Source organism: Bacteroides sp. OM05-10AA (assembly GCF_003439055.1).
Taxonomy (GTDB): domain Bacteria; phylum Bacteroidota; class Bacteroidia; order Bacteroidales; family Bacteroidaceae; genus Bacteroides; species Bacteroides intestinigallinarum.
In genome coordinates this window covers 1-24,295 of sequence record NZ_QSUR01000028.1, presented here as the reverse complement: position 1 = coordinate 24,295, position 24,295 = coordinate 1, and the positions used below count along the sequence as shown (strand labels likewise).

Genomic DNA, 24,295 nt, shown 5'->3' with positions numbered 1-24,295 from the left:
CTTTAGTTTGGTGTATCAAATACACTCTTATATGTTATGCAGCATAAAAGAGAAAAAACTGCTTCCGGATATCAAGATTCCGGAAGCAGTTTCAATAAGCATATCAATGAGCGTTTATTGAACCTTCTTTCCCCAATAAGTCTTTTTATTTCCTTGTGCGGCGTAAACGATGGTATGAGTTCTGGGAGTAGCTTCCCAATCCACTTCTCTTTGTAGATAAAGCACTACTCCGGCACTAGTCGTAATCGTCTGTGAAGCCGCATCGAATGTCCACGATGCATCCTTCCAACTGCCGGAACTAATCTTATGCGTACCGGCATCAAAAGTCAGTGTTTCAGATGTTCTTTGAGTACCAGTGGAGGAAGTCAGAGACAGATGTTCCCAGTTACCGGCAATTTCTTCTTCCGTGATAGGCACTTGTGGCACGGCTCCATATCTCTCCGGCATCACCAAAGGCCAGCCGTTGGCATCCCAGCGGATACTGCGAACGTGTCCCATCATGATAGCGTTGGAGTATTCATTACCCCCGACATTCTCAGGGAAACGTCCCTGTGAAGTATAAAACCAGTTGCCCTCTCCATCCTCGAAAATACCGCAGTGGGAGATACCTACCCATCCATAGCTATTGTTAAACTGATAAGGTGCTGTCAGTATCGGATAGAGTTCTCCGCTTCCCATAGCAGGGGTACCGTCCATATCAACATACGGACCGTCGATGTTGACAGAGCGGCAGACGCGGGTGTTATATTCTACTGCTAGTGTACCATAAGCGAGGAACAGGTAATAATAACCATTGCGGTAAATTACTTCCGGACCTTCCGAAGCTTGCCAACGGCTATCGCCGCGGGTAGCGATAATTTTACCATAACCGGAGTTGTTTTCACCCGTGATGTCCCACGGATTGCCTAGGGTGTGGAGCGGCATACCATCTTCGGGATTCAGTTGCAGGGCAGCAATGCCACTGTGCCATGAGCCGTAGATCATCCAGTGTTCTCCGTTCTCAGTAATAATATAGGTTGGGTCAATAGCATTGATCTTGAAATAACCGTTCCAGTCGCTGGTGCTTACGCGTCCATAGTCTGTTTTGCCTTTATCGCTGGCAGAGCAGACAACAAAACCCTTATCTTCCCAGATATTGCTTGCCGGGTCGGCTGTTTCCATCAGTCCGATGAAAGCACGTTCGGTCCATGAACCGTCGAAGTTTCCGTTATTATCCACTTCCGGTTTGCCCGTTTTGATATAGTTAGTAATCACGATGGAGTAGTACATACGGTATTTGCCAGTGGCAACTTTGCGGGCAACCGGTGCCCAATAACCATAAGAAGGGCTATCGATAGGCTCCAGTCCCATTTCTGCACGGTAGGCGTTCAGCTTCTCTTTAATCCAAGTAGGAGGGGTTTCGGTCATGGTTGCTCCGAGGTATTCCCAGTTGACTAGGTCGCGTGAGCGCCGTGCATGGAAATGTCCGTTACCGGAGTGCGCATTTCCGTAAGAAGCATCTGTCTGATACATATAATAGTATCCGTCATCAGCTTTCATCACTGTGGGGTCGTGTACGTTTGCCAAATTCCATTTACTGCGTTGATTCCAAGCGGCTATGCCTATGTAGTTGTCTTCATAGGCGGGTGCCACATAGTTTTTGAGCTGTTCGTCAAGGCTTTGGCTTTCTGTGGTTGCCGTGAGCACATCCGAGTAGGTATAACGGCTGTTACCATAGACGTAAGCGCGGATATAGTAAGAGGTATTGCCCGTCAAGCCGGAAATCGTAGCGCTGAAATTATCATCGGCATCCACTATATTATCTTTGATAGTTGGGTTCTGGGCATTGACACTGTAACAAAAGCCTTTCTTGACTACCTGATTGATATTGCCGGTGACCGATGAAGTGACAGTCAGCGAAGTGCCTGTGGCTGTAGTTACTTCGGGAGTAACTATGACTATATCACTGTTTCTATTGTATTCGATATTGTCCAGTCCATCGGAGCAAGCTGCAAAAGCAAAGACCGTCAGCAGGGATATTAAGAAAAATGTTAGTTTTTTCATTTGATATGGATGATAAAGAAATTAATAGTTATTCTTATTCATTGAAGACAAGATGAGCCTTCTCGACAGATAATGTAAAACACAGGTCATTGGGATCTATGGTATTGATGCCCAAATAATACTGGGTAGAGGTTTTGCCTTTAGTACCCACCATCACTGCCTGGATGTCAGCGGTGCTATTGCCGCAATTAGTTACATAGACCGTGACTTTGGCTCCATTCATACCGGAAAGCCAAGTGTCCCAGTCGCCTTGTGTTCCGCCATTAACGCAGGCGGCATATCCATTGCCTAATCCGAAGTTGTCGGCGCGAACAAATGCGTATTCGTCAGTAGTTATGCTTTTATGGAGAAATACAAGGAAGTTATTCCAGTTGGCAGCCAAATCACTATAGTTGGTGAAGGTGATATACTTTGTCTTGCCCACAGGTACGTTGAATATGTCGGAAGAGGCTCCGTGGAAGCCCGTTGAGTTGTCTTCGGCTCCTACCATGCTAGTTGTGTTTCTCACTTCAGAAGCTATAGACTTGGAGACGTTAACCTCTACCGTTGCGGTGATTCCTTCTTCAGCAGTAATGGTAACGATCTGCGAACCGGTCTTCACCGGAACGGCAGAGAAGATGAGTCTCGCGTTGTCAATGATTCTTGTACTTTGGTCGGTGTAAGTTGCTGTAACCACCATACCTGTCGGGTCGAAGGCCATCGTCCGGTTCGCCAAACTCTCGGTAGCTGCCGAGGTGTAATAATAGTATTGTGTGTGCGAGGGTGGGGTAGTCACCTCGATGGATGCAATCTGTTCCACTACTTCAAAGGTAGTATTAGCCATAATCGGTTTATCACAATTCTCACCCTTTAAGGTCTTGTTGTAGATGACCACAAGAGTTTTCACACCAGGTTGCTCCATATCAGGGATGGCAGAGATAGAGAGTTCGGCAGCCGGTACAGTTTTGGTCACTCCCTCTTCAAAGGTAACGATGGCCGATACATCGATCATGGCCTCTTCGAGCGGAGTACCTACGTTGACTTGATCAGGTACGTCCTGCAGTACCATCGATACCGGATTCTTGTCTAGAGCAGATGTAAGGCCACCTATAGGGACGATGTTGGTCTGCAAGAAATCGATGTAAGAACCTTCGGGAACTAAGAAGCAGCGGATATTGGTGTTGTTCGCATCTGCATTCAGATTTCCTTCCTTGTATGGTTGCTTGTAAATCTTGGTGGCTACACCGTTGGTCATCTTTATGGTAAAAGCATTTTCATTGGTACGGTCAACGGTGAGTGTCACCTTGCCGCCCAAGCTCTGTACGTTAGGGGCTGCATTGCTGGCATCAGGAGATAGGAGCAATGTGCTTGTGGTGTACTTAAAATAGAGCTTGCCCCATTGCGAGTTGTAAGCTATAGAATCGCTTGTGGCATCAAAACGGATAGCTCCGTATTCAGTGTATCCTGTACCTCCACGATCCACATCGTTGGTGACTACAAGGGCATAGTTCTTGAAATACGTGTTATCGGTCGGGTTGATATGGAGATTGAACACCGCATTCCACTTCTCGCCATCAGGTACCACATAATACTTGGAGAAAGTAGACCACCAACCGGAGGTGAAATCCGTATTTCCGATGGTGTACACATCTTCCTGCATGCCCTCAAGCACTTCATCTTCCGGTTGTTTCTTCGAATCTTCAATTTCCTGTATCTTATCGGAAATCCAGTCGGGGGCGTTTACGTCATAAAGTTTGCCATCCGTGCAGCCTGTCAGTGTCAGTAATCCAAAGGTTACGGAACAGCAAGCGTATGCTATCTTTTTTAGTAATCTCATTGTCTTAAATTTTAATAGGTCTCTAAGTTTATTTACTTGCTTAAATTTACAACCGGACGCACTTTACATCCGCTTTCCCGGAAGTAAGTGGAATTATCTGTACTATAGTTGGCGGAGTTGCCTTTCAGATTCGGGTTGTTGTTCATCAACTGCTGCACAATGGGCAGGAATTCGTGTCCCGATATGTAGGTATCGAAAGTGCTCTTCAGTTCAGGATCGTTTGCTACATCGCTGTAGTTCACAGGATTCTTTACTCCCACTGTAGAGCGGCGTACCGTACCGTGTTCCTTGAGCTGTTTCAAGCGGCTGCTGTCGTAGAAGAAGCCCCAGCGGATGAGGTCGAAACCTCGACCGAATTCGCAGCCGAACTCTTTGGGACGCTCTATGTTGGCAATCTGCTCAAAGAGTTGGTCAGTCGTGTCGAAGTCGGAAAGTTCCAAGTCGGACAAATCAGCGCGATTGCGCACTTCGTTAATCCAGTCGATAGCCTGCTGTGTAGGACCATTGACTTCATTCTCGCACTCGGCAGCGCGGAGCAGCACATCTGAATAGCGCATCAGGCGCAGGTTGATGCCATCGTGCAAGCCTGTAACGATGGTGCTGTACAGACCGGTACGGAGATTCGTGAATTTGGCAATCGGCAGACCACCGTAAGTGTTGTTGGTTACAATATTGTCGGTGGCTGTAAGTTTGTGCGTATAAGCTACATTACCATACTCGAAATCCGCCCAGTCGTTTTCGTAGGTTCCGATGGTCCAATAGAGTCTGGGGTCGAGTTTGCCATTGATAGTACGTTCACTTTTGAAGAGTTGATAGAGCCAGGGCGAAGCCGAGATGTCGGCCCAACCGCCATAGTTACCGGGACCAAAGTTGCTCTCAATAGCCGATCCTTGTGTGGCATTGGGACTTGTATTTACCGGAGTCCACTCGTCGTCGGTGCCTTGCGCTCCATAGTCAAGATACTGCACTTCGAAGAGGCTTTCCGCATTGTTCTCGTATGCCGAACCTTCGCGGAAGTTATCGCCATAGTTGGACATTAGCCGATAGGTGCCGTATTTTTTGCCAATGATGTCTTTCAGCACCGTGAGTGCATCGCTGTATTTTTGACGCATCATGAGGGCGCGAGCATAATAGCCTGCCGCAGCGCCGCAGGTGGCACGTCCACCAGCCCATTCGCCGCCTTCATCACGGGAAGGAAGCAATTCCATCGCCTCGTGGAAATCTTTTTCCACCTGATCGAGCACGTTATCGTAAGTGCTGTTGGTGGTATACAGTCCGTCTAACGAAGAATAGGTGGCATAATCTGTGATGAGGGGCGGATTCTGATAATAACCAACCAAGTTGTAGTACGACAGGCCGCGCAAGAAAAGCACTTGTCCTTTGATGCGTTTCATTTTATTAGAAAGTTGGCTGTTGTCCTCACCGCAACGGGAAATGGCGAAGTTGCACACGTTGATGGTGTAGTACCATTCCCGCCAAGGCCACCACGTGATGTCCGAGGTAACTTCTGCGTTAAGGTCATCGAAAGGCATGTACCACACTTGTGAAGAGTTCCAGGCTTCATCGCCACGGCACACGTCGATGGTGTAGCCTACACGAGCATAGGAACCCTCCATGCGGATATGGTTGTAGGCGGCAATCACGCTTTCCTCCAAATCATCGGCATTAAAGCCGAAAGTACTTGAGGTTTGTTGGTTGGGATTCAACAGATCCATTTTGTCACTGCAAGAAACCAGCGTGCTAAATCCCAAAATGAGAATAAGTGAATATTTATATAGTTTCATAAAATATGTTTTTAGTATTTAGGTACTAGATAGTAACGATTAAAATGTAAAATGAACGCCACACATGAAAGTGCGTGCAGTAGGATAAGAACAGAAGTTGTATCCCGGAGTAAAAGTTCCTCCCGCATAGTCTACATTATAACCGTGATATCCGGTGAATGTGTGGAGATTCTGTGCTGACACGTAGAAACGTACATCTGATACATATTTTCCGAACCACTCGTTAGGGAAATTGTAGCCCAATTCTACATTGGCAATCTTCCAGTAGGCTGCATTCTGAATCTTGCGTGAACTGAAGAGGTCGTTCCAACCCAAGCTGGCGCTGTTGGTGACATAAGTGCGTGGCACGTTGGAAAGATAAGTGCTACCGTCTTCGCTAAAGCGGTTGGCATCAAGCATACCCACCTCTTTGTTTCCCCAGCCGTAGCAAGAGTTAAGCGAGTTGTAGATGTCGTCGCTGACATGATAGTTCAGCGCACCGAAGGTAGCAATGCTTAGGTCGAAGCGCTTGTATTCAAAACGAGCATTGAGACCGAAATGAATCTTAGGCATACCGCTGCCCAGCACCACTTGGTCGTTGGCGTCTACTTTACCGTCGGGTTTACCGTCCGGTCCGCTTATGTCTTTATAGAGGCAGTCGCCAATCTGGGCACCCTCTTGAGTGGCGTGGTTATCCAAGTCTTCCTGCGTGCGGGCAATACCCTCATAAGCCCAGCCGTAGAACTGACCTATTTCTTGGCCTACATTGGTAATATATGCTCCGGAGATATAAGAGTCGGTACCAAAGCCTAACGAAGTCACACGGTTGCGCAACGTGCTTAGGTTGGCCGAAAGTTCATACTTGAAGTCATGATCGCGGTTACGGTAGGTAGCCGAGAACTCAAAACCGGAGTTGTTCATCGAGGCGGCATTCATCGTAACGGTGGTATTGGATACACCGGCTTGTTCGGGCACAGGGACAGCGTACAGCAGGTCTTCGCTGGTGTTCTTGTACCATTCGGCTGTGAACTCTAAGCGATTGTTGAACAAGGCGAGGTCGATACCCACGTTGTAGGTTTTCTTTTTCTCCCATGCCAGGTTATTGTCCACGAAAGTGGAAACGGCAGAACCGGTCACTACGTTACCGTTGAAATTGTAAGTCATATTGTTGCGCGACATGACAGCCTGATACATATACTCACCGATATTCTCGTTACCGAGTTCACCATAGCTGGCACGAACCTTGAACAGGTTTACGACATTCTGGTCGAAGGGGAAGAATTTTTCCTTGTCGAAGCGCCAACCCACAGAGACGGAAGGGAAAGTTCCCCAACGGATATTTCTGGTCAGGCGCGAGCTGCCATCCCGGCGCACTGTTGCCGAGAATAAGTATCTGTCATCGTAATTGTAATTGATACGACCGATGTAAGAAAGGATGGAATGTTTGTATTCGTAGCTTTCAGAATACGTGTCGGAAGCATTCTGGAGCTGTAGAAAATACGGTTCGGTGAAGTTGATTCCCCATCCGGTCAGCAGGTCGGTGTCTTCTTCTTCGTAACTCTGGCCTGCCAATACGTTGATGTGGTGCTTGCCTATCGTGCCATCGTAAGTAATCACATTCTCTATCAAAGCATCCGAATAGTCGCGCGACCCCTTGGTGAGCCGTTCGTTGCTCTTGGACAAGTACACACGGTTACTCTGCACCCATGCGGGAATCCAAGTGAAGTCCTTGCAATGGGTTTTGCTGTAAGAGAGGTTCACTTTATAGTTGAGCTTATGATTTTTGTTATCAACGCCAATCATCTTGAGGATATCCACGTCGGCAGATCCGGTTCCCACGAAACGATCTACGCGGGTGTTACGTTGCAGTAGGTTATTTACCAGCAACGGGTTGGAAGCGGAGATGTCACCATGCACGGTATCGTAGTATACGCCATAGCCGTAAGCGTCATAATTAAAGTTGTTGGCGATTCCTACTAAGTTATCAAGTACCCATGTAGAAGAATCGTATGCCTTGATGGTGGGCTGCATCATTAAGGTACCGCGCAGCACATTGGTTACGTCACCATACAGACCTTGAACGTATTCGGAAGCATTCGAAAGCCCCATATTGTCTTGGTCGGAGTGAGAGTAAACAAGACTGGTCTGGAACTTTATGAATTTGGTCTCCATGGTGTTGTTGACACGCGCCGTGTAACGTTCATAGTTAGGGCCGGCACCTTCGAGAGTTCCTTTTTGGTTGAAATAGTCTAATGATATATTATAGGTGTTATGGGCGCCACCTCCGGAGAGGTTTACATTGTGGTTTTGACGGATACCCGCTTTGAATACTTCATCAAACCAGTTGGTGTTGGTGTCATCTTGGAAATGGTATTTTCCGGTTTCGCTGTCAAGTTTATATCCCGTTGGCAACGGAGTGTTGGAGTTTGCGGCCGCCTGACCGAGGTACTGGCTGTACTGGTCAGCATTCATTACATCATAGACACCTTTAGGAATATTATCCACACCGAAGTAACCATTGTAATCCACTTTCAGTGGTTGGTCTTTTTGTCCGCGTTTGGTGGTGATGATAATCACACCATTGGCGGCGCGCGAACCATAGATGGCAGCAGCCGAAGCATCCTTCAGCACTTGGATGGTTTCAATATCGTTTGAAGAGAAATCGCGGATGGAAGTTCCCATGGGAACGCCGTCGATAACGTAAAGAGGAGAGGTGTCTCCGAAAGACCCGACGCCACGGATGCGAACGGTAGGATCGGCTCCGGGTTGTCCGTCAGAGGTGATTTGTACACCGGAAACCTTACCTTCGAGCATGGTGGAGATGTTGGAGTTTGATGTCTGTTTCAAGGCTTCCGCATCTACCACGGCAACAGAACCGGTTAAGTCGGATTTCTTTTGTGTACCGTAGCCTACGACAACCACTTGCTCAAGCATCTTATTATCGGCTTGCAACTGGATGCTTTCAATAATGGCGCGGTTGCGAACAGCCACTTCACGTTCTTTGAAGCCCACATAGCTAATCAAAAGGGTAGCGTTTCCAGGAACCTCCAGTTGGAAGTTACCGTCTAAGTCGGTAACGGTTCCGCCTTGTCCACCTTTAATCTTGATGGTAGCCCCTGGCATGGGTTCACCTTGTTCGTCGATAACTTGACCACGAACCTTGATAGTCGGAGATTGTGCCACGGTAGCCATTGCAGGTGTAGGATACACCGCCATGCCGCCAAAGGTACACATACTAAGCATTAGGGAAAAAAATAAATGTTTCCTCATTTTTAAAAGTATTAAGGTTGTTAATTTGATAGATTAAATTGTTGTGCAATAGGGGGAAGGTTGGATTTAGCCGAAGCTATGCACGATACGACAGCCATTTTCTTGTCATTCTTCATAATATTAATATTAGATTAAACTTTAAATGCATGGTGCTCTCCCAAAGGATTGAGCACCGATTGCATGACAAAAGTATGGCATTGATGGTAAATGAGGGTGGACAAACGTGTTTTAGAGGTGGATAAAAGATTTTAGGTGTAAAAAATACAACTTATTATGTGAGATTATTGTTTTTAGGTAAAACTATTCTTCCTTATTAAGCAGTGAACTCGGTGTCGTATTAAAATATTTGGTGAAGCACCTGGTGAAGTATTTAGGATCGTTGAATCCTACTTCATAAGCTATTTCCGCAATATTCATATTTTTCGTTTCCCGATTCTTCAGAATCAGTTCGCGTGCTATATTCAATCGGTAATTTCGGATAAACTGTCCGGCTGATTGTCCGATGAGGCTTTGCAGTTTCTTATTCAGCAAACTTTTGCTCACTCCTACAGCTTCACTGAAATCACTGACCTCAAAATAAGAATTTTTATAATTCTCTTTGATTACTTCCATTATCTGATTCATAAACTTCTTATCACCCGATTCTTCCTCCATATTCAGCACATCCACATCCATGTCGAGCGTGAATTTGCGCTGATAGCGTTTTCGGTTTTCCAAGATGTTCTGAATACGTGTCAATAGCAATGTTTCATCAAAAGGTTTCAATAAATATTCATCTACTCCCATACGATAACTTTCCAAACGGGCCTCTTGTGAAGTCTTGGCAGTTAGCATCAGGAAAGGAATGTGTGAAATGGCGAAAGTATCTTTCACCCGACGGGAAAGTTCGACACCGTCCATCACCGGCATCATTAAGTCGCTGATAATAAAATCCACCGGATTGCTGTTTAGAATATGCAACGCCTCTTCTCCATCCGCCGCTTCCAGTACATTATATTGTTCACGGAGGATGGAACGGATATATCCCCGCATATCCACATTGTCTTCCACCACTAGAATCGTCAAAGCCTCTTTCTCTTTAGGAGTTTGGGAAGTTGGCGTAGCATTAATCGAAGAATCGTTAGAATTAATGATTATCAGCTTGTCATCCTTTTCTTCTTCCCGTTGTAAGGGGAGGAGAAGACGGAACGAACAGCCTGAAAGGTGGTTGTTGCGCACCTTGATTTCCCCACCGTGCATCTGCACGATTCGTTTGCAGAGGTAAAGCCCTATACCGGTTCCCGCCTGTCCGTACACCGGATATTTTACCTGATTCTGCGACTGGTAAAAACGATTGAATATCCGGTTCAGATCCTCTTCCGGAATGCCCGGCCCGGTATCGCAGACACATATATACAAAGATTCTTTTCCACCCTCACCAGATGATAGGGAAGATATATACAGGGAAACAGTACCTCCATTCGGCGTAAATTTAATAGCATTACTCAATAGATTAGTCACCACTTTACGCATTGCTTCCTCATCATACAGAATCTCCGGTGTTTCTATCCTGTAATACCTTTTCAGTACGATATTCCTTTCTCCCGCAAACACCTCGAAAGGAGTGATTAGCGAATCAATGAATTTCAGAAAATTTCCCCGTGTTTTGACAATCTCCAGCTTACCGGATTCTACTTTGCGGAAGTCCATCAACTGATTGACCAATGACAACAGATACTTCGAATTGCGCTCAACGAAATGAAGTTGTTCGATCACCTGCGGATTATAACTCAACTTCAATGCCCGCTCGATAGGCCCGATAATCAACGTAATCGGCGTACGGAATTCATGTGTGATATTGGTAAAAAACGAGATCTTATCAAGCGTAAGCTCCTGTACTTTATGCGACATTCGGATCAATTGCGCTTTTTGTTTCGTAATCTTTTCATTCTGCTGGGTTAGCATCTGGTTCTGGCGTGAAAGTTCTTCCGTCTGATTTTCCAGCAGATGCTTCTGCTGTTCCAGCTCGTGTGTGCGTTCTTCCACCGTGCGATGCAGATATTCCTTCTGTCGTTTCAGCGTGCGGATTCTCCATTGGTAGAATTGCCATACGCTTACTAGCGCGAGGATGATAATCAGTAGAATGAACCAAACTTTTTTGTAAAAGTATGGAACAATTGTAATTTTCAGTTCAGTCACATTCTCTCCTTCATTTTCTCTGTCGGGAGTATATTTCACTTGCAGTGTATAGTCGCCCGGAGGCAAATTGGTATAACTGGCAAAACGGCGGTTGCCGGACACTTGCATCCATTTATCATCAAATCCGAGCAACCGGTAACTGTAAATTGCCGTATTACTTGGCTTAAAATTGAGCGCTGAAAACTCCAGTGAAAACGATTTCTCCTTCTCGTGCAGACGTAGCTCCGTAGTGATAGCAATGTCTTCCGGCAAATATTCGCTTCCCGGCAATATCTCCTCATTGCCGATCCGTAGGCGTGTGAAACGTACCTTGGCGGCAGGAAGAGAAATGGTCGGACGATTATTCTCGATAGCTACCAGTCCGCCAACACTGCCGAAATAAAGTAAACCTTGTGTCGAACGGCAAGAAGCGTTCCAGTAAAACTGGGTGTTAATCAGTCCATCCTGCAAAGTATAATTGATAAACCGATTCTCTTCCGGATGATAGCAGGAAAGACCATTGTTTGTGCCAATCCACAGATACCCGTTGCCATCTTCTAATATTCCACGCACACTACTGTTAGGCAATCCTTGAGGAGTGCTGTAAGATACAAATATTTCCTTTCCCTGCTCGTTGGTAGTCCGTTTGTAAATGCCATATCCGCTACTTCCCAGCCAGAGTGTGCCGTCCTTTGTCTCAAAAAAACAGGTGATTTTTTCAATCAGACGAGAGTTGGGATCGTTCAGCTTGTAGTTTAAATGCCTGTATTCGAACTCTCCTGCGGCCGAACGGGAATGAAGGTTGATGATATATACCCCTTCCAGACATCCAATCCAAAGCTTCCCTTCTTTATCAATAATAGAACCGATGCAGCCATGAATATTCTCCGCCACTTTGTCTGCCAGAGGAGCACTGATTGTTCCGGTTTCCGGTTCGTAAAAGTAAAGCCCTTGATTGGCACCAATCCATATACCTTTATTAATAGGGTCGTATGTCAACGAACCGACAAAGTCGATTGGAAATCCGCTACTTGTCTGAGAAGAAATGACCTTCAGCACTTCTTGGGGAGCTTTCAGGTCGAGAAGGTTGATGCCTCCACCCCAGGTTCCTATCCAGAGATGATCGTCCGGATCAGCTGTTAACGCGCTGACGGAATTATGGCTTAGTCCACCATGGTCACGGGTGAAATGTGTAAACTTTTCACTTCCATGCTCTTTCCGGTTTAGCCCGCCTTCCACAGTTCCTACCCATAAAGTGCCGTACTTGTCTTCGTAAATGGCATTCACCGGATTGTAAGACAAACTCGACGGATTTTCCTTGTTGTGTAGATAATTCCGTATCGACAACCGTCGTGGACTTAGCATATTAATACCACCGGTTTCGGTTCCGAACCAGATATGATCTTCCTCAGACAGTATACAATTGATAAAATTACTGTTTAGCAGATTGGAACTTCCATTTTGAAAGTCACCGGATGCGATACACTCAAAGTCGTCCGTCATTGGATTATAGATGTTTACACCGCGCAAGGTGGCAATAATCAATTGTTTGTCATTGGTTATAGACAGGTCGGTCAAGTAATTTTGCGAAAGCGAACGTGGGTTGTTAGGGTCGTGTTCATACCGTTTGACGATGTTCCCGCTTTTATTATATCGGAACAGTCCCCGGTCGGTGGAAATCCATACCTCGTTTTCCTTCATAAGAAAATCGGAAATATAAGTTCCAGGCTCGAATTTTAGACATTCGGCGATTGGGGTAGTTGTCAGTTTTCCCTGTGAGTCCCAATCCACTTTAAGTATTTCACCATTGATTCCTGCCCAAATTTTACCGTCTTCGTCAATATCTTGAAGAGCAATATTCGGCCCGTTCAGGACAACGAGGTCGAGAGTGGAGACCGTTTCTACATCTCCTTTTTCATTAAAAACAATACGATTGAGTTTATTGGCACAATGTAGCCAGATACAACCTTTCGAATCTTTCATGACGTGTACAGCCGGTTGATTCAATATGTTTTTCAAGACCCCTTTGGCATCCCTCGGTATGGTCGGTTTCAAGGTAGTTAGGTCAATGATATCCGTTCCTCCTTCAGACACCATCCAAAGACGTTGAGCTGAATCTTCGCATACATTAATAATAAAATTACTCTTCAATTTGCAATTGGGAGTGTTTGGATTGTAATTCACAAACTCATAACCATCGTAGCGTGACACTCCGCCGCCGGCAGTGGAAATCCACAAGAATCCACGGCTGTCTTTATATAAATCGTCGATGAAATTATGAGGCAATCCCTCGTTCATTGTCACGTAAGTGATGTTGTATCGATCTGCGAATCGTTCCTGTGCATGCACGCTCTTCCATCCGGCAAAAAACAAAACGCTATATATAATAAGGTGTGTGAGTAGGTGTCTTTTCATATTTGTACGTATTAATAGTAGCAAAGTTAAAAGATAATCTCAAATCGCAAAAGCGGAAGAGGGCTTCTTTTTAGCAGGTTAGCGGATTATCCACCAATCATGTTCGTATGTCCACCTTCAATGGGGGAAACGGAGCGTATTTTTGTGGCATGATTGACAAACTAATCACTAATGTTATGACAAACTTGTTTATGCCCCTTTTTTTTGTAGCTGGTAGCTTGTTGACAAGCTGTACTTCTGCCGTGTTTAGCCCGACCCCATCCGCGAATCCTTGGGATGATAATTATTTGTCAGTAGCCAAGATGGAAGATTACCGCCAATGGGGAACATACAACGTGCACGACCCGTCCTGCCGAAAGCTGGGCGACTATTACTATATGTATTCTACCGACGCCATCTTCGGCGAAAACCGAAAGGAAGCCGAAGAAAAGGGTGTGCCCTTGGGGTACATTCAGATGCGTCGCTCCAAAGACCTTGTACACTGGGAGTTTCTGGGATGGGCATTTCCCGAAATTCCGGAAGAAGCTGTGCAGTGGGTGCAGACACATGCCGATGGAAAAGGAGCAACCAATATCTGGGCCCCTTATATCATTCCCTACAAAGACAAATGCCGTCTCTACTATTGTGTCTCCGCTTTCGGACGCAAGACTTCGTATATCGGACTTGCTGAATCCAACTCCCCCGAAGGTCCTTGGACACAAATAGGCAGTATCGTCAAAACCAATGATTCTACCGTCATGAATGCCATCGACCCCAGTGTGATAGCCGATGAAATCACCGGAAAATGGTGGATGCACTACGGTTCTTTCTTTGGTGGACTCTACTGCGTGGAACTGAATCCGGAAACAGGACTAGCTCTCAATGAAGGCGACTTGGGACATCTGGTAGCCCGCCGTGCCAACTATCGGAAAGACAATCTGGAAGCACCGGAAATCATCTATAACCCCGACTTGAAAAAGTATTATCTCTTCACTTCATACGACCCATTGATGACTACTTATAATGTACGTGTCAGCCGTTCCGATGCTGCCCAGGGACCGTTTACCGACTATTTCGGCAAAGCCGAAAAGGACACCACGAACAACTTCCCGATACTGACCGCTCCCTATCGCTTTGAAAATCATTCCGGTTGGGCGGGCACTGCTCATTGTGGAGTATTCACCGACGGACAGGGAAACTATTTCATGGCACATCAGGGACGTCTTTCTCCACAAAATCAACTGATGGTATTACACGTCCGCCAGTTGTTCTTTACACCGGACGGATGGCCGGTTGTTTCTCCCGAAAGATATACAGGAACTCCTTCGCGTAAATTCACCGAAGTCGATTTGGTAGGAGAGTGGGAGATGATTCGGGTGCAGGAGCCTAAATATGAACGTCGGCTGGAGGCCGGTCAAATTCTGTGGGGAGAAGGCAAATTGAAAGACGGTGAGTGGAATCTTTCCACCCGAATCAAGTTGGCTAAGGACGGAACTTGTACGGGAGAGATCACAGATGACAGATGGAAAATTGTACCAATGAATGGAAATTGGTCTTTTTTGACTGAAAAGCATCTATTAATGATAAAATCAGATTCGGAGAAAATAGAGAATCTGATTATCTTTGCAGGACACGATTGGGAGAATGAAACGGAAACCATTCTCTTTACCGGACTCGATAGCCGGGGACGTTCTGTCTGGGGAAAAAGAATTAAATAATCATATATAATTTTATATTGAAAACCATGAGAAAATACACGAATTTATTGGCCGTATTGGCCTTATCTACAGGTATGGCACTTCATGCACAAACCAACGAGCTGGTGATTCAGACGAAGAAGTTGGGAGCAGAAATCCAACCTACCATGTACGGACTCTTTTTTGAGGACATCAATTATGCTGCCGATGGCGGATTATACGCGGAACTGGTAAAGAACCGCTCATTCGAGTTCCCCCAGCACCTGATGGGATGGAATACCTATGGCAAAGTGACACTGATGGACGATGGACCTTTTGAACGTAATCCGCATTATGTACGTCTTTCCGATCCGGGACACGGACACAAACATACCGGCCTGGACAACGAAGGCTTTTTCGGTATTGGCGTCAAGAAAGGAGAGGAGTATCGCTTTTCTGTCTGGGCACGTTTGCCACAAGGAAGCGCGAAAGAAACATTACGCATCGAATTGGTAGATACCAAGTCCATGGGCGAGCATCAGGCATTTGCCTCGGAGAATCTTACGATTGACTCCAAAGAATGGAAAAAGTATCAGGTCATCCTGAAGCCCGGCATTACCCAACCAAAATCCGTACTTCGTATTTTCCTTACTTCCAAAGGAACCGTAGACCTGGAACACGTATCCCTTTTCCCGGTTGATACCTGGAAAGGACATGAAAACGGTCTCCGCAAAGACCTGGCACAAGCATTGGCGGATATTCACCCCGGAGTCTTCCGCTTCCCCGGTGGTTGTATTGTAGAGGGCACTGATCTCGATACCCGTTACGACTGGAAAAAATCAGTAGGTCCCGTAGAAAACCGTCCTTTGAACGAGAATCGTTGGCAGTATACTTTTACCCACCGTTTCTTCCCCGATTACTACCAAAGCTACGGATTAGGATTCTACGAATACTTCCTGTTGTCCGAAGAAATGGGTGCCGAACCTCTTCCGATTCTGAACTGCGGTCTTTCCTGCCAATATCAGAACAACGATCCGAAAGCACATGTGGCAGTCTGTGATCTGGATAACTATATTCAGGATGCACTTGACCTGATTGAATTTGCCAATGGAGACGTCAATACGACTTGGGGAAAAGTGCGTGCTGATATGGGACATCCGGCTCCGTTTAACCTGAAATTCATTGGTATCGGTAACGAACAATGGGGTAAAGAATACCCTGAACGTCTCGAGCCATTCATCAAAGCGATTCGTAAGGCCTATCCCGATATGAAGATTGTAGGTAGCTCCGGTCCAAATTCCGAAGGTAAAGAATTTGATTATCTGTGGCCTGAAATGAAACGTCTGAAAGCCGATCTGGTTGACGAACATTTCTATCGTCCCGAAAGTTGGTTCTTGGCACAAGGTGCACGCTATGATAACTATGACCGTAAAGGCCCGAAAGTCTTTGCCGGAGAATATGCCTGCCACGGAAAAGGTAAAAAATGGAATCATTACCATGCCGCTCTGCTCGAAGCTGCCTTCATGACAGGGCTGGAACGCAATGCCGATGTCGTACACATGGCTACTTATGCTCCTCTTTTTGCTCACGTAGAGGGATGGCAATGGCGTCCGGATATGATTTGGTTTGATAACTTGAATTCCGTGCGTACAACAAGCTATTATGTACAGCAGTTGTTTGCACAAAACAAAGGAACCAATGTACTTCCGCTTACCATGAACAAGAAAAGTGTAACGGGAGCTGAAGGGCAAAACGGACTCTTTGCCAGCGCAGTCTATGACAAGGATAAGAATGAACTGATTGTTAAGGTGGCTAATACTTCCGCCACAGCCCAACCGATTTCATTGAACTTTGAAGGTCTGAAAAAACAGGATGTACTTTCCGACGGCCGTTGCATCAAACTTCGTTCGCTTGATCTTGATAAGGATAACACGCTTGAACAACCTTCCGCCATCACTCCGCAGGAAACTCCGGTATCGATTGAAGGTAATGTGTTTGTTACCGAATTGGAACCTACCACCTTTGCGGTTTATAAATTCAAGAAGAAATGATAACTAAGATTAGATTCATTGTTTGCTCATTTGCACTGACAGTCTTTTCCGGGCTGTCAGCGCAAAATGACACCACTTTCATAGCTAACGGTAACCCCATCATTAAATACAAATATACGGGTGATCCTGCTGCTATGGTGCATAATGGTAAAGTATATATCTATGCCGGACACGATGAATGTCCTCCTCCCAAAGAACACTACCTGCTGAATGAATGGTGTGTGTTTTCCTCTCCCGATATGAAAACATGGACGGAGCATCCCGTTCCCTTGAAAGCAAAAGATTTCAGTTGGGCGAAAGGAGAAGCGTGGGCAAGCCAGGTAATCGAACGAGACGGCAAATTCTACTGGTATGTAACGGTAGAACATGGTACGATTCCCGGCAAATCAATTGGTGTAGCTGTTTCGGATTCTCCGACAGGTCCTTTTGTGGATGCTCGCGGATCAGCATTGATTACCAATGATATGACAACCGAATACACTAATATCCGGTGGGATGACATTGACCCGACGGTTTTCATTGATGATGACGGACAGGCATATCTCTGTTGGGGAAATACCCAGTGTTACTACGCTAAACTGAAAAAGAACATGATTGAGCTGGATGGTCCGATTATCCCCATCAACCTGCCCCGTTATACGGAAGCTCCATGGATACACAAACGTGGAGACTGGTATTACCTCTCTTACGCTTCCGAATTTCCCGAGAAGATCTGCTATGCTATGAGCCGTAGTATCGAGGGGCCTTGGGAATATAAAGGTATCCTGAACGAACTGGCGGGTAATTCCAATACCAATCATCAGGCTATCATCGAATTCAAAGGAGATTGGTACTTCATTTACCACAATGGAAGCATTAATACGGCAGGTGGTAGTTTCCGCCGCGCTGTTTGCATCGACCGTTTGTACTATAATGAAGATGGTACGATGAAACGGATTCAGATGACGACAGAGGGCGTACAATAAGAAGAATCAAAACGAATAGGGTTAGTTAAATCAATAGGTAATAGATTTTAGATTTTTGTTAATTGTAAAAGTAAGGGCGGCTCCCGTGTGGAAGCCGCCCTTCTTACTTATTTAATTTCGAATAAATTCTTATTCAATTCTACGAGAACCGTCGCCGATTACTACGTCATACACTTTCGGGCTTCTGCCGAATTTAGCTTTGAAAGCAGCTTTTGTCTTTTCAACGAAGTTGTCATACAACTCGTTTTTAACAAGGTTGATAGTACAACCACCGAAGCCACCACCCATTACGCGTGAACCGGTTACACCGTATTCTTTAGCGCAGTCATTCAGGAAGTCGAGTTCTTCGCAGCTTACTTCGTACAGCTTGCTCATACCATGATGAGTTTCGTACATCTTCTTACCTACAGTTTCGTAATCATCTTTTTCCAGTGCTTCACAAACGTCAAGTACACGTTGGATTTCTTCGATTACATATTCTGCACGCATATAGTCTTCAGCGCTGATATCAGCTTTTGCTTCTTCCAGCATAGCCATTGTACAGTCGCGCAGGAATTCCACATGCGGATGTTTCTTCTGGATAGCGGCAACAGCAGCTTCACAGCTTTGGCGACGCTTGTTGTAAGCAGAAGAAGCCAATTCGTGTTTCACAACTGAATCCATCAGAACCAGACGATAACCTTCCGGATGGAATGGGAAATACTGATACTCCAGTGAACGGCAATCCAGACGGATCAAGCTACCAGCTTTACCGAATACGGAAGCAAACTGGTCCATAATACCGCAGTTCACACCACAGTAATTATGTTCTGTAGCCTGGCCAACTTTAGCCAATTCGAACTTATCTATCTTGTTTTCACCAAACAGTTCGTTCAATGCGAAAGCATACGTACTTTCCAAAGCAGCAGAAGAAGACATACCTGCACCCAGAGGCACATCACCTGCAAAAGCAGTATTGAATCCCTTCACGTCAACGCCACGTTTAATCATTTCACGGCATACACCGAAAATATATCTTGCCCAGCTGGCGCGTGGAGCATTTTCTTCATTCAAACCGAATTCTACATAATCCTTCAAGTCGATAGAGTATGCCTTTACTTTGTCAGTACCGTTAGGTTTGATTTCAGCAATCATCCCTTTGTCTACCGCTCCCGGAAAAACGAATCCGCCGTTGTAGTCAGTGTGTTCGCCGATCAGGTTGATACGGCCCGGAGAAGCATATAAAAATCCAGTAGTTCCGTCAAAGTGTTTAATGAATCGACTTCTTACGTATTCTGTATCCATGATATTTATATTTTAAAGGTGAATAAATTGAATTCTATTCTATGTGATTATTCCACAGGAATATCCTTATTTACATTCTTGCAACCTACCAAGCCGTAGAACAACAGGTAAGCCAAAGCAGCGATAATCAACCAGTAGCTAGCCATATAACCTACAGAGTCAGAGATACTTTGTTGGATCAACGGCAATACACCACCACCAACAACCATCATCATAAAGATACCGGAAGCCTGTGCTGTATATTTTCCTAAGCCTTCTACTGCAAGGTTGAAGATACCACCCCACATTACAGAAGTACAAAGACCACAAAGTACAAGGAACAAGGCGCTCACAGGAACCTGTGCCATCATAAAGCCTTCGCCTACAGTGTAACCCGGCATTGAAACCGTTACATCTTTCGGAGTGAAGATAGCGATCAATACGAAAATGATAGCAGTAGCAGAAACAACGATCAACTGTGCACGGCTGGAAACCTTACCACTGATAGCACTACTTGCAGTACGTCCCACAAGCATCAGCAACCAATAGATAGCAGCGATAGCACCACCGATAGCAGCACCGTTCATCATGATACCGGCACCTTTATCGCTTGAATCGGCAAGATAGAAGTTCAGTGTACCTGGGATACCGATTTCAATACCTACATAAATAAAGATACCGATTACACCCAGTAAAGTGTGACGGAAGCTCCATGGGCTGTGAGAGAATTTCTCTTTCTTCACTCCACCTTTCTGAAGGTGTGGTTCAGGAATAGCAACAAATGAGATAACGATAAATGCAGCAACGAATACACCCATAGCAACGAAGAGCAGAGGAGCAACGTCAGACATAGCAGTACTTGAAGTAACAGTACCGATCAAAGCGCCTACAAAAAGCGGAGTCAATGTACCAGACAAAGAATTAAGAGCTCCACCAGTCTGAATCAGCTGGTTACCTTTGTTACCACCGCCACCGAGAAGGTTCAACATCGGGTTTACCACTGTGTTAAGCATACAAACGCAGAAACCGCAGATGAATGCACCAAGCAGATAGATTACAAAGTTTAATTTGATAACATACTCACCGAATGCGAATACTTCAGCACCTGCTCCGAATAAGCTGGAAAGATACTGTGTGAACAAACCGAGGAAACCTACTGCCATTGCAATCAAAGCAGTCTTCTTGTAACCGATCTTAACGAGCATGTTACCGGCAGGAATTCCCATAAACAGGTAAGCCAGGAAGTTCATCATATTTCCCATCATACCTAAAGTGTTCGAACCCGCATATTCATTTCTCCAGATTGTTCCGAATGGAGCAGCGAGGTTTGTTACGAAAGAGATCATCGCAAAGATGAAGAACATCGTGATAATTGCGACGAGATTACCGTTCTTTTTTTCTTGTGTCATGGTTCAAAAAAAATGTTAGTTTATAAAATTAGGTTAGTTATTTTTCAAATCTTATTCTTCTACTGTAAACTTGTAGACAGTGATCTGTTGGTATTCATCACCCGGCAGCAAAGTAGCCGATGGGAAATGAGGTTTGTTCGGAGTATCCGGGAAACACTGTGCTTCAAAGCAGATGGCGCTTCTGGCAGGGAATGTAGCTCCGTGTGCACCTTCAAATCCGTTGAGCCAGTTGCCCGTATAGAGTTGTACACCCGCTTCGGTGGTATATACTTCCATGATACGTCCGCTTTCCGGGTCCTTGCAAGTGGCAGCCAGGTCGAGCGAACCGCTTTCCATCTTGTTCAGTACATAACAGTGGTCATATCCTGCACCGAAAATCAGTTGTTGGAATTTGTCGTCAATACGTTCGCCTACAGTGTGCGGAGTACGGAAATCCATCGGAGTACCTTCTACTTTGGCAATTTCACCGGTAGGAATAGAGACTTCGTCGATAGGAGTATAGAAATCAGCGTTGATCGTAACGATGTGGTTGTTAACAGTAGGAGTAGGGTTGGAAATACCGGCGAGGTTGAAGAAACCGTGGTTAGTCAAGTTAACGACTGTAGCTTTGTCGGTGGTAGCACGGTATTCAATATTCAATGCATTAACTTCGTTGTCAAGGCGATAAGTCATCTCCACTTCCAGATTGCCGGGGAATCCCTCTTCGCCGTCAGCAGAAACATAGTTGAATTGCACTGTGCTCTCATCAATCTGGACAGCATCCCAAACACGGGCGTGGAAACCGGTAGGTCCACCATGCAGAGAGTTAGGTCCGTTGTTAATCGTGAGTTCATGTTCTTCGCCGAACAAGGTGAATTTTCCTTTCGCGATACGGTTGCCGTAGCGTCCGATAGTAGTGCTTAAGAAAGGTTCCGGGCTGTTGATGACGTGGTCGATGCTGTCGTGTCCGAGGATTACATTAGCATACTTACCGTTTTTGTCCGGTACCATGATAGAAAGAATGGCGCATCCGTAATTGGTTACAGCTACTTCCATTCCCTTTGTGTTTTTGAGGATAAATAAATCAGTTTTCTTATCATTTATATCCTTTTGGAAATCTTTCCGGCTGAGCCCTGATAGATTCCCTTCTGTTGGGAATGTGTTATTCATGTCTGGTATTATTAAAAATTTCCTGCAAATAAAGGGAAATTCTTTCTTACTCACAAATTATTCCGACTAAATATGACAGGTGCTTTAGGAAAGTTTAGCTTTATTACTTCATCTTCTTTGGATACAAGAACAAAAGATGATTTCTTAAATGAATTTTCATCCTCCTTTTCTTAAAAACTGAACTATTTTTTGTATGTTTGTTCCCGGATTGTAACAATCCGAGCGAATTTAATCTAAGTTTATAACAAGAAAAACAAAAATGTATCCATTAAAATTCGAACCTATTCTGAAGCAGACGCTTTGGGGGGGCGACAAAATTATTCCATTCAAGCATTTGAATTCAGACTTGAAAGGAGTAGGAGAAAGCTGGGAGATTTCCGGTGTTGAGAACAATGAATCCGTGGTGGCTAATGGCCCGGATAAAGGTTTAACCTTGGCCGATATGGTAAGAAAGTATCGCGAGGAGCTGGTTGGTGAAGCGAATTATGCCCGTTTCGGCAACAAATTCCCACTGCTCATTAAGTTCATCGACGCCAAACAGGATTTGTCAATCCAGGTACACCCAACAGATGAGTTGGCGAAGAAACGCCACAATTCGATGGGAAAAACCGAGATGTGGTATGTGGTAGATGCCGACAAAGGAGCTAAATTGCGTTCAGGATTCTCTGAACAGATTACCCCGAAAGAATATAAAGAACGCGTGTTGAACAATACGATTACCGACGTATTGCAGGAATATGAAATTCATCCGGGTGATGTTTTCTTCCTTCCTGCGGGACGTGTGCACAGCATCGGGGCAGGTTCTTTCATCGCCGAGATTCAGCAAACTTCTGATATAACTTATCGTATCTACGATTTCAACCGTAAAGATGCGAATGGTAAAACCCGCGAACTTCACACCGATTTAGCTCGTGAAGCCATCAACTACGAAGTGTTGGATGACTATCGCACTAAATACGAACCGTTGAAGGACGAACCGGTAGAACTGGTTGCTTGCACTTACTTCACGACTTCTCTGTATGACATGACTGAAGAAATCAGTTGCGACTATTCCGAACTCGATTCATTCGTGATCTTTATCTGTATGGAAGGATCCTGCAAGATGAGAGACAATGAAGGTAATGAACTGACTGTTAGTGCAGGAGAATCTATCCTGTTGCCTGCTACCACGCAAGATGTCACTATCACTCCCGAAGGAGAAAGTGTGAAATTGCTGGAAACATACGTATAAGATAATAGCGTACAAAATGAAGGTCATCCGACTTTGTTCCGTTCTCATGATGGACAAAGTCGGATGTTTTTTTGAAATATATAAAATAACTAGTGATGTAATGAGGAACAAAAATGGATTTAGCCGATGTGCAGAGTTCTACATCGGCCGTTTGCGAAAGGAGGGACGCTATTCTACGGCGCATGTCTACAAGAATGCTCTCTTCTCTTTCAGCAAGTTTTGCGGCACGCTCAATGTGTCGTTCAGACAAGTCACCCGGGAAAGTTTACGACGCTACGGGCAGTATCTTTACGAGTGTGGCTTAAAGCCCAACACGATTTCTACGTATATGCGTATGCTTCGTAGTATTTATAACCGGGGAGTAGAAGCGGGCATTGCGCCTTATGTGCCGCGACTGTTTCATGATGTTTATACCGGTGTCGATGTTCGCCAGAAGAAGGCCCTGCCTGCTGTCGAATTGCATAAGCTTCTGTATGAGGACCCCAAATCGGAGCGTTTGCGTCGTACACAGGCTATTGCTGCCCTGATGTTCCAGTTTTGTGGAATGTCGTTCGCTGATCTGGCTCACCTGGAGAAATCGGCTTTGGAACAGAATGTGTTGCGATACAACCGTATCAAAACTAAAACCCCGATGAGTGTGGAAGTACTTGATACAGCCAGTGAAATGATTAACCAGCTTCGCAATAGGGAAGATGCACAACCCGATTGTCCGGATTATCTGTTTGACATCCTTAGCGGCGATCAAAAACGTCTGGATGAAAGAGGGTACCGGGAATATCAGTCCGCTCTTCGCCAATTCAATAATTGTTTGAAGGACTTGGCAAGAGCCTTGCATTTGCAATCTCCAGTCACTTCCTATACACTTCGCCATTCTTGGGCAACGACAGCGAAGTATCGGGGAGTACCTATTGAAATGATTAGTGAATCATTGGGCCATAAATCTATAAAAACCACACAAATCTATTTGAAAGGCTTTGGACTTAAAGAACGTACAGAGGTAAATAAAGGGAATTTATCTTACATTAAAAACTGTTGTGTAGGCAGGGCAAAAAGTGCAAAGTATTAGTATTCAGAACTAAAGTATGTGTGTTACTTCTTAGGTAACGGA

At 45.2% G+C, this 24,295-nt stretch carries 13 protein-coding genes; 5 read left to right on the top strand and 8 right to left on the bottom strand.

The window, feature by feature from the left end; genetic code table 11:
- Positions 1 to 114: 114 nt before the first annotated feature.
- The 5 genes from DXB58_RS19420 to DXB58_RS19400 all read right to left on the bottom strand — a co-directional run bounded on the left by DXB58_RS19420 (position 115) and on the right by DXB58_RS19400 (position 13,464).
- Entirely contained in the window at positions 115 to 2,043 is a 1,929-nt protein-coding gene (locus DXB58_RS19420; protein WP_117936919.1) for an arabinan endo-1,5-alpha-L-arabinosidase, read from the bottom strand.
- 34 nt (positions 2,044 to 2,077) lie between these two features.
- A complete protein-coding gene (locus DXB58_RS19415) occupies positions 2,078 to 3,859 on the bottom strand; it encodes a hypothetical protein (RefSeq protein WP_117936917.1) in 1,782 nt (593 codons plus the stop codon).
- A 32-nt stretch (positions 3,860 to 3,891) separates the two neighbouring features.
- Entirely contained in the window at positions 3,892 to 5,643 is a 1,752-nt protein-coding gene (locus tag DXB58_RS19410; protein WP_117936915.1) for a RagB/SusD family nutrient uptake outer membrane protein, read from the bottom strand.
- Between the two features lie 39 nt (positions 5,644 to 5,682).
- The gene (locus DXB58_RS19405; protein WP_117936913.1) at positions 5,683 to 8,892 is read right to left on the bottom strand and encodes a TonB-dependent receptor; all 3,210 of its coding nucleotides are present in this window, start codon (positions 8,890 to 8,892) and stop codon (positions 5,683 to 5,685) included.
- Positions 8,893 to 9,192: 300 nt separating this feature from the next.
- Positions 9,193 to 13,464 carry a two-component regulator propeller domain-containing protein gene (locus tag DXB58_RS19400; protein ID WP_122137950.1) on the bottom strand — a complete coding sequence of 1,424 codons (4,272 nt, stop codon included), beginning with the start codon at positions 13,462 to 13,464 and terminating at the stop codon, positions 9,193 to 9,195.
- A 176-nt stretch (positions 13,465 to 13,640) separates the two neighbouring features.
- Between DXB58_RS19400 and DXB58_RS19395 the strand changes: the two genes are divergently transcribed.
- The 3 genes from DXB58_RS19395 to DXB58_RS19385 are packed head-to-tail and all read left to right on the top strand — an operon-like array spanning position 13,641 to position 18,135.
- The gene (locus tag DXB58_RS19395; RefSeq protein ID WP_270439291.1) at positions 13,641 to 15,161 is read left to right on the top strand and encodes an arabinan endo-1,5-alpha-L-arabinosidase; all 1,521 of its coding nucleotides are present in this window, start codon (positions 13,641 to 13,643) and stop codon (positions 15,159 to 15,161) included.
- A 26-nt stretch (positions 15,162 to 15,187) separates the two neighbouring features.
- Positions 15,188 to 17,170 carry an alpha-L-arabinofuranosidase C-terminal domain-containing protein gene (locus tag DXB58_RS19390; protein ID WP_117936907.1) on the top strand — a complete coding sequence of 661 codons (1,983 nt, stop codon included), beginning with the start codon at positions 15,188 to 15,190 and terminating at the stop codon, positions 17,168 to 17,170.
- Positions 17,167 to 18,135 carry a glycoside hydrolase family 43 protein gene (locus DXB58_RS19385; RefSeq protein ID WP_187343826.1) on the top strand — a complete coding sequence of 323 codons (969 nt, stop codon included), beginning with the start codon at positions 17,167 to 17,169 and terminating at the stop codon, positions 18,133 to 18,135. Before DXB58_RS19390 ends, DXB58_RS19385 begins: the two co-directional genes overlap by 4 nt.
- A gap of 129 nt (positions 18,136 to 18,264) precedes the next feature.
- Here the strand turns inward: DXB58_RS19385 and galK are convergent, their stop codons facing one another.
- From galK to DXB58_RS19370, 3 genes are read right to left on the bottom strand one after another with little or no spacing between them, the layout of a single operon-like run.
- Complete coding sequence (gene galK, locus DXB58_RS19380; protein WP_122137949.1) at positions 18,265 to 19,419, bottom strand: galactokinase; 1,155 nt, start codon at positions 19,417 to 19,419, stop codon at positions 18,265 to 18,267.
- A 47-nt stretch (positions 19,420 to 19,466) separates the two neighbouring features.
- Entirely contained in the window at positions 19,467 to 20,807 is a 1,341-nt protein-coding gene (locus tag DXB58_RS19375; RefSeq protein ID WP_004297464.1) for an MFS transporter, read from the bottom strand.
- A 51-nt stretch (positions 20,808 to 20,858) separates the two neighbouring features.
- Complete coding sequence (locus DXB58_RS19370) at positions 20,859 to 21,956, bottom strand: aldose epimerase family protein (RefSeq protein WP_117611018.1); 1,098 nt, start codon at positions 21,954 to 21,956, stop codon at positions 20,859 to 20,861.
- A 259-nt stretch (positions 21,957 to 22,215) separates the two neighbouring features.
- Here DXB58_RS19370 and DXB58_RS19365 point away from each other — a divergent pair, with 259 nt between their 5' ends.
- Both DXB58_RS19365 and DXB58_RS19360 read left to right on the top strand, forming a co-directional pair.
- A complete protein-coding gene (locus DXB58_RS19365) occupies positions 22,216 to 23,187 on the top strand; it encodes a type I phosphomannose isomerase catalytic subunit (RefSeq protein WP_117611017.1) in 972 nt (323 codons plus the stop codon).
- A gap of 100 nt (positions 23,188 to 23,287) precedes the next feature.
- The gene (locus DXB58_RS19360) at positions 23,288 to 24,253 is read left to right on the top strand and encodes a tyrosine-type DNA invertase cluster 3b (protein ID WP_008644049.1); all 966 of its coding nucleotides are present in this window, start codon (positions 23,288 to 23,290) and stop codon (positions 24,251 to 24,253) included.
- The last annotated feature ends 42 nt before the right edge of the window (positions 24,254 to 24,295 follow it).

Coding starts and splice junctions, on each gene's coding strand:
- DXB58_RS19420 (WP_117936919.1), bottom strand. CDS start 2,043: ATGAAAAAACTAACATTTTTCTTAATATCCCTGCTGACGGTCTTTGCT.
- DXB58_RS19415 (WP_117936917.1), bottom strand. CDS start 3,859: ATGAGATTACTAAAAAAGATAGCATACGCTTGCTGTTCCGTAACCTTT.
- DXB58_RS19410 (WP_117936915.1), bottom strand. CDS start 5,643: ATGAAACTATATAAATATTCACTTATTCTCATTTTGGGATTTAGCACG.
- DXB58_RS19405 (WP_117936913.1), bottom strand. CDS start 8,892: ATGAGGAAACATTTATTTTTTTCCCTAATGCTTAGTATGTGTACCTTT.
- DXB58_RS19400 (WP_122137950.1), bottom strand. CDS start 13,464: ATGAAAAGACACCTACTCACACACCTTATTATATATAGCGTTTTGTTT.
- DXB58_RS19395 (WP_270439291.1), top strand. CDS start 13,641: ATGACAAACTTGTTTATGCCCCTTTTTTTTGTAGCTGGTAGCTTGTTG.
- DXB58_RS19390 (WP_117936907.1), top strand. CDS start 15,188: ATGAGAAAATACACGAATTTATTGGCCGTATTGGCCTTATCTACAGGT.
- DXB58_RS19385 (WP_187343826.1), top strand. CDS start 17,167: ATGATAACTAAGATTAGATTCATTGTTTGCTCATTTGCACTGACAGTC.
- galK (WP_122137949.1), bottom strand. CDS start 19,419: ATGGATACAGAATACGTAAGAAGTCGATTCATTAAACACTTTGACGGA.
- DXB58_RS19375 (WP_004297464.1), bottom strand. CDS start 20,807: ATGACACAAGAAAAAAAGAACGGTAATCTCGTCGCAATTATCACGATG.
- DXB58_RS19370 (WP_117611018.1), bottom strand. CDS start 21,956: ATGAATAACACATTCCCAACAGAAGGGAATCTATCAGGGCTCAGCCGG.
- DXB58_RS19365 (WP_117611017.1), top strand. CDS start 22,216: ATGTATCCATTAAAATTCGAACCTATTCTGAAGCAGACGCTTTGGGGG.
- DXB58_RS19360 (WP_008644049.1), top strand. CDS start 23,288: ATGAGGAACAAAAATGGATTTAGCCGATGTGCAGAGTTCTACATCGGC.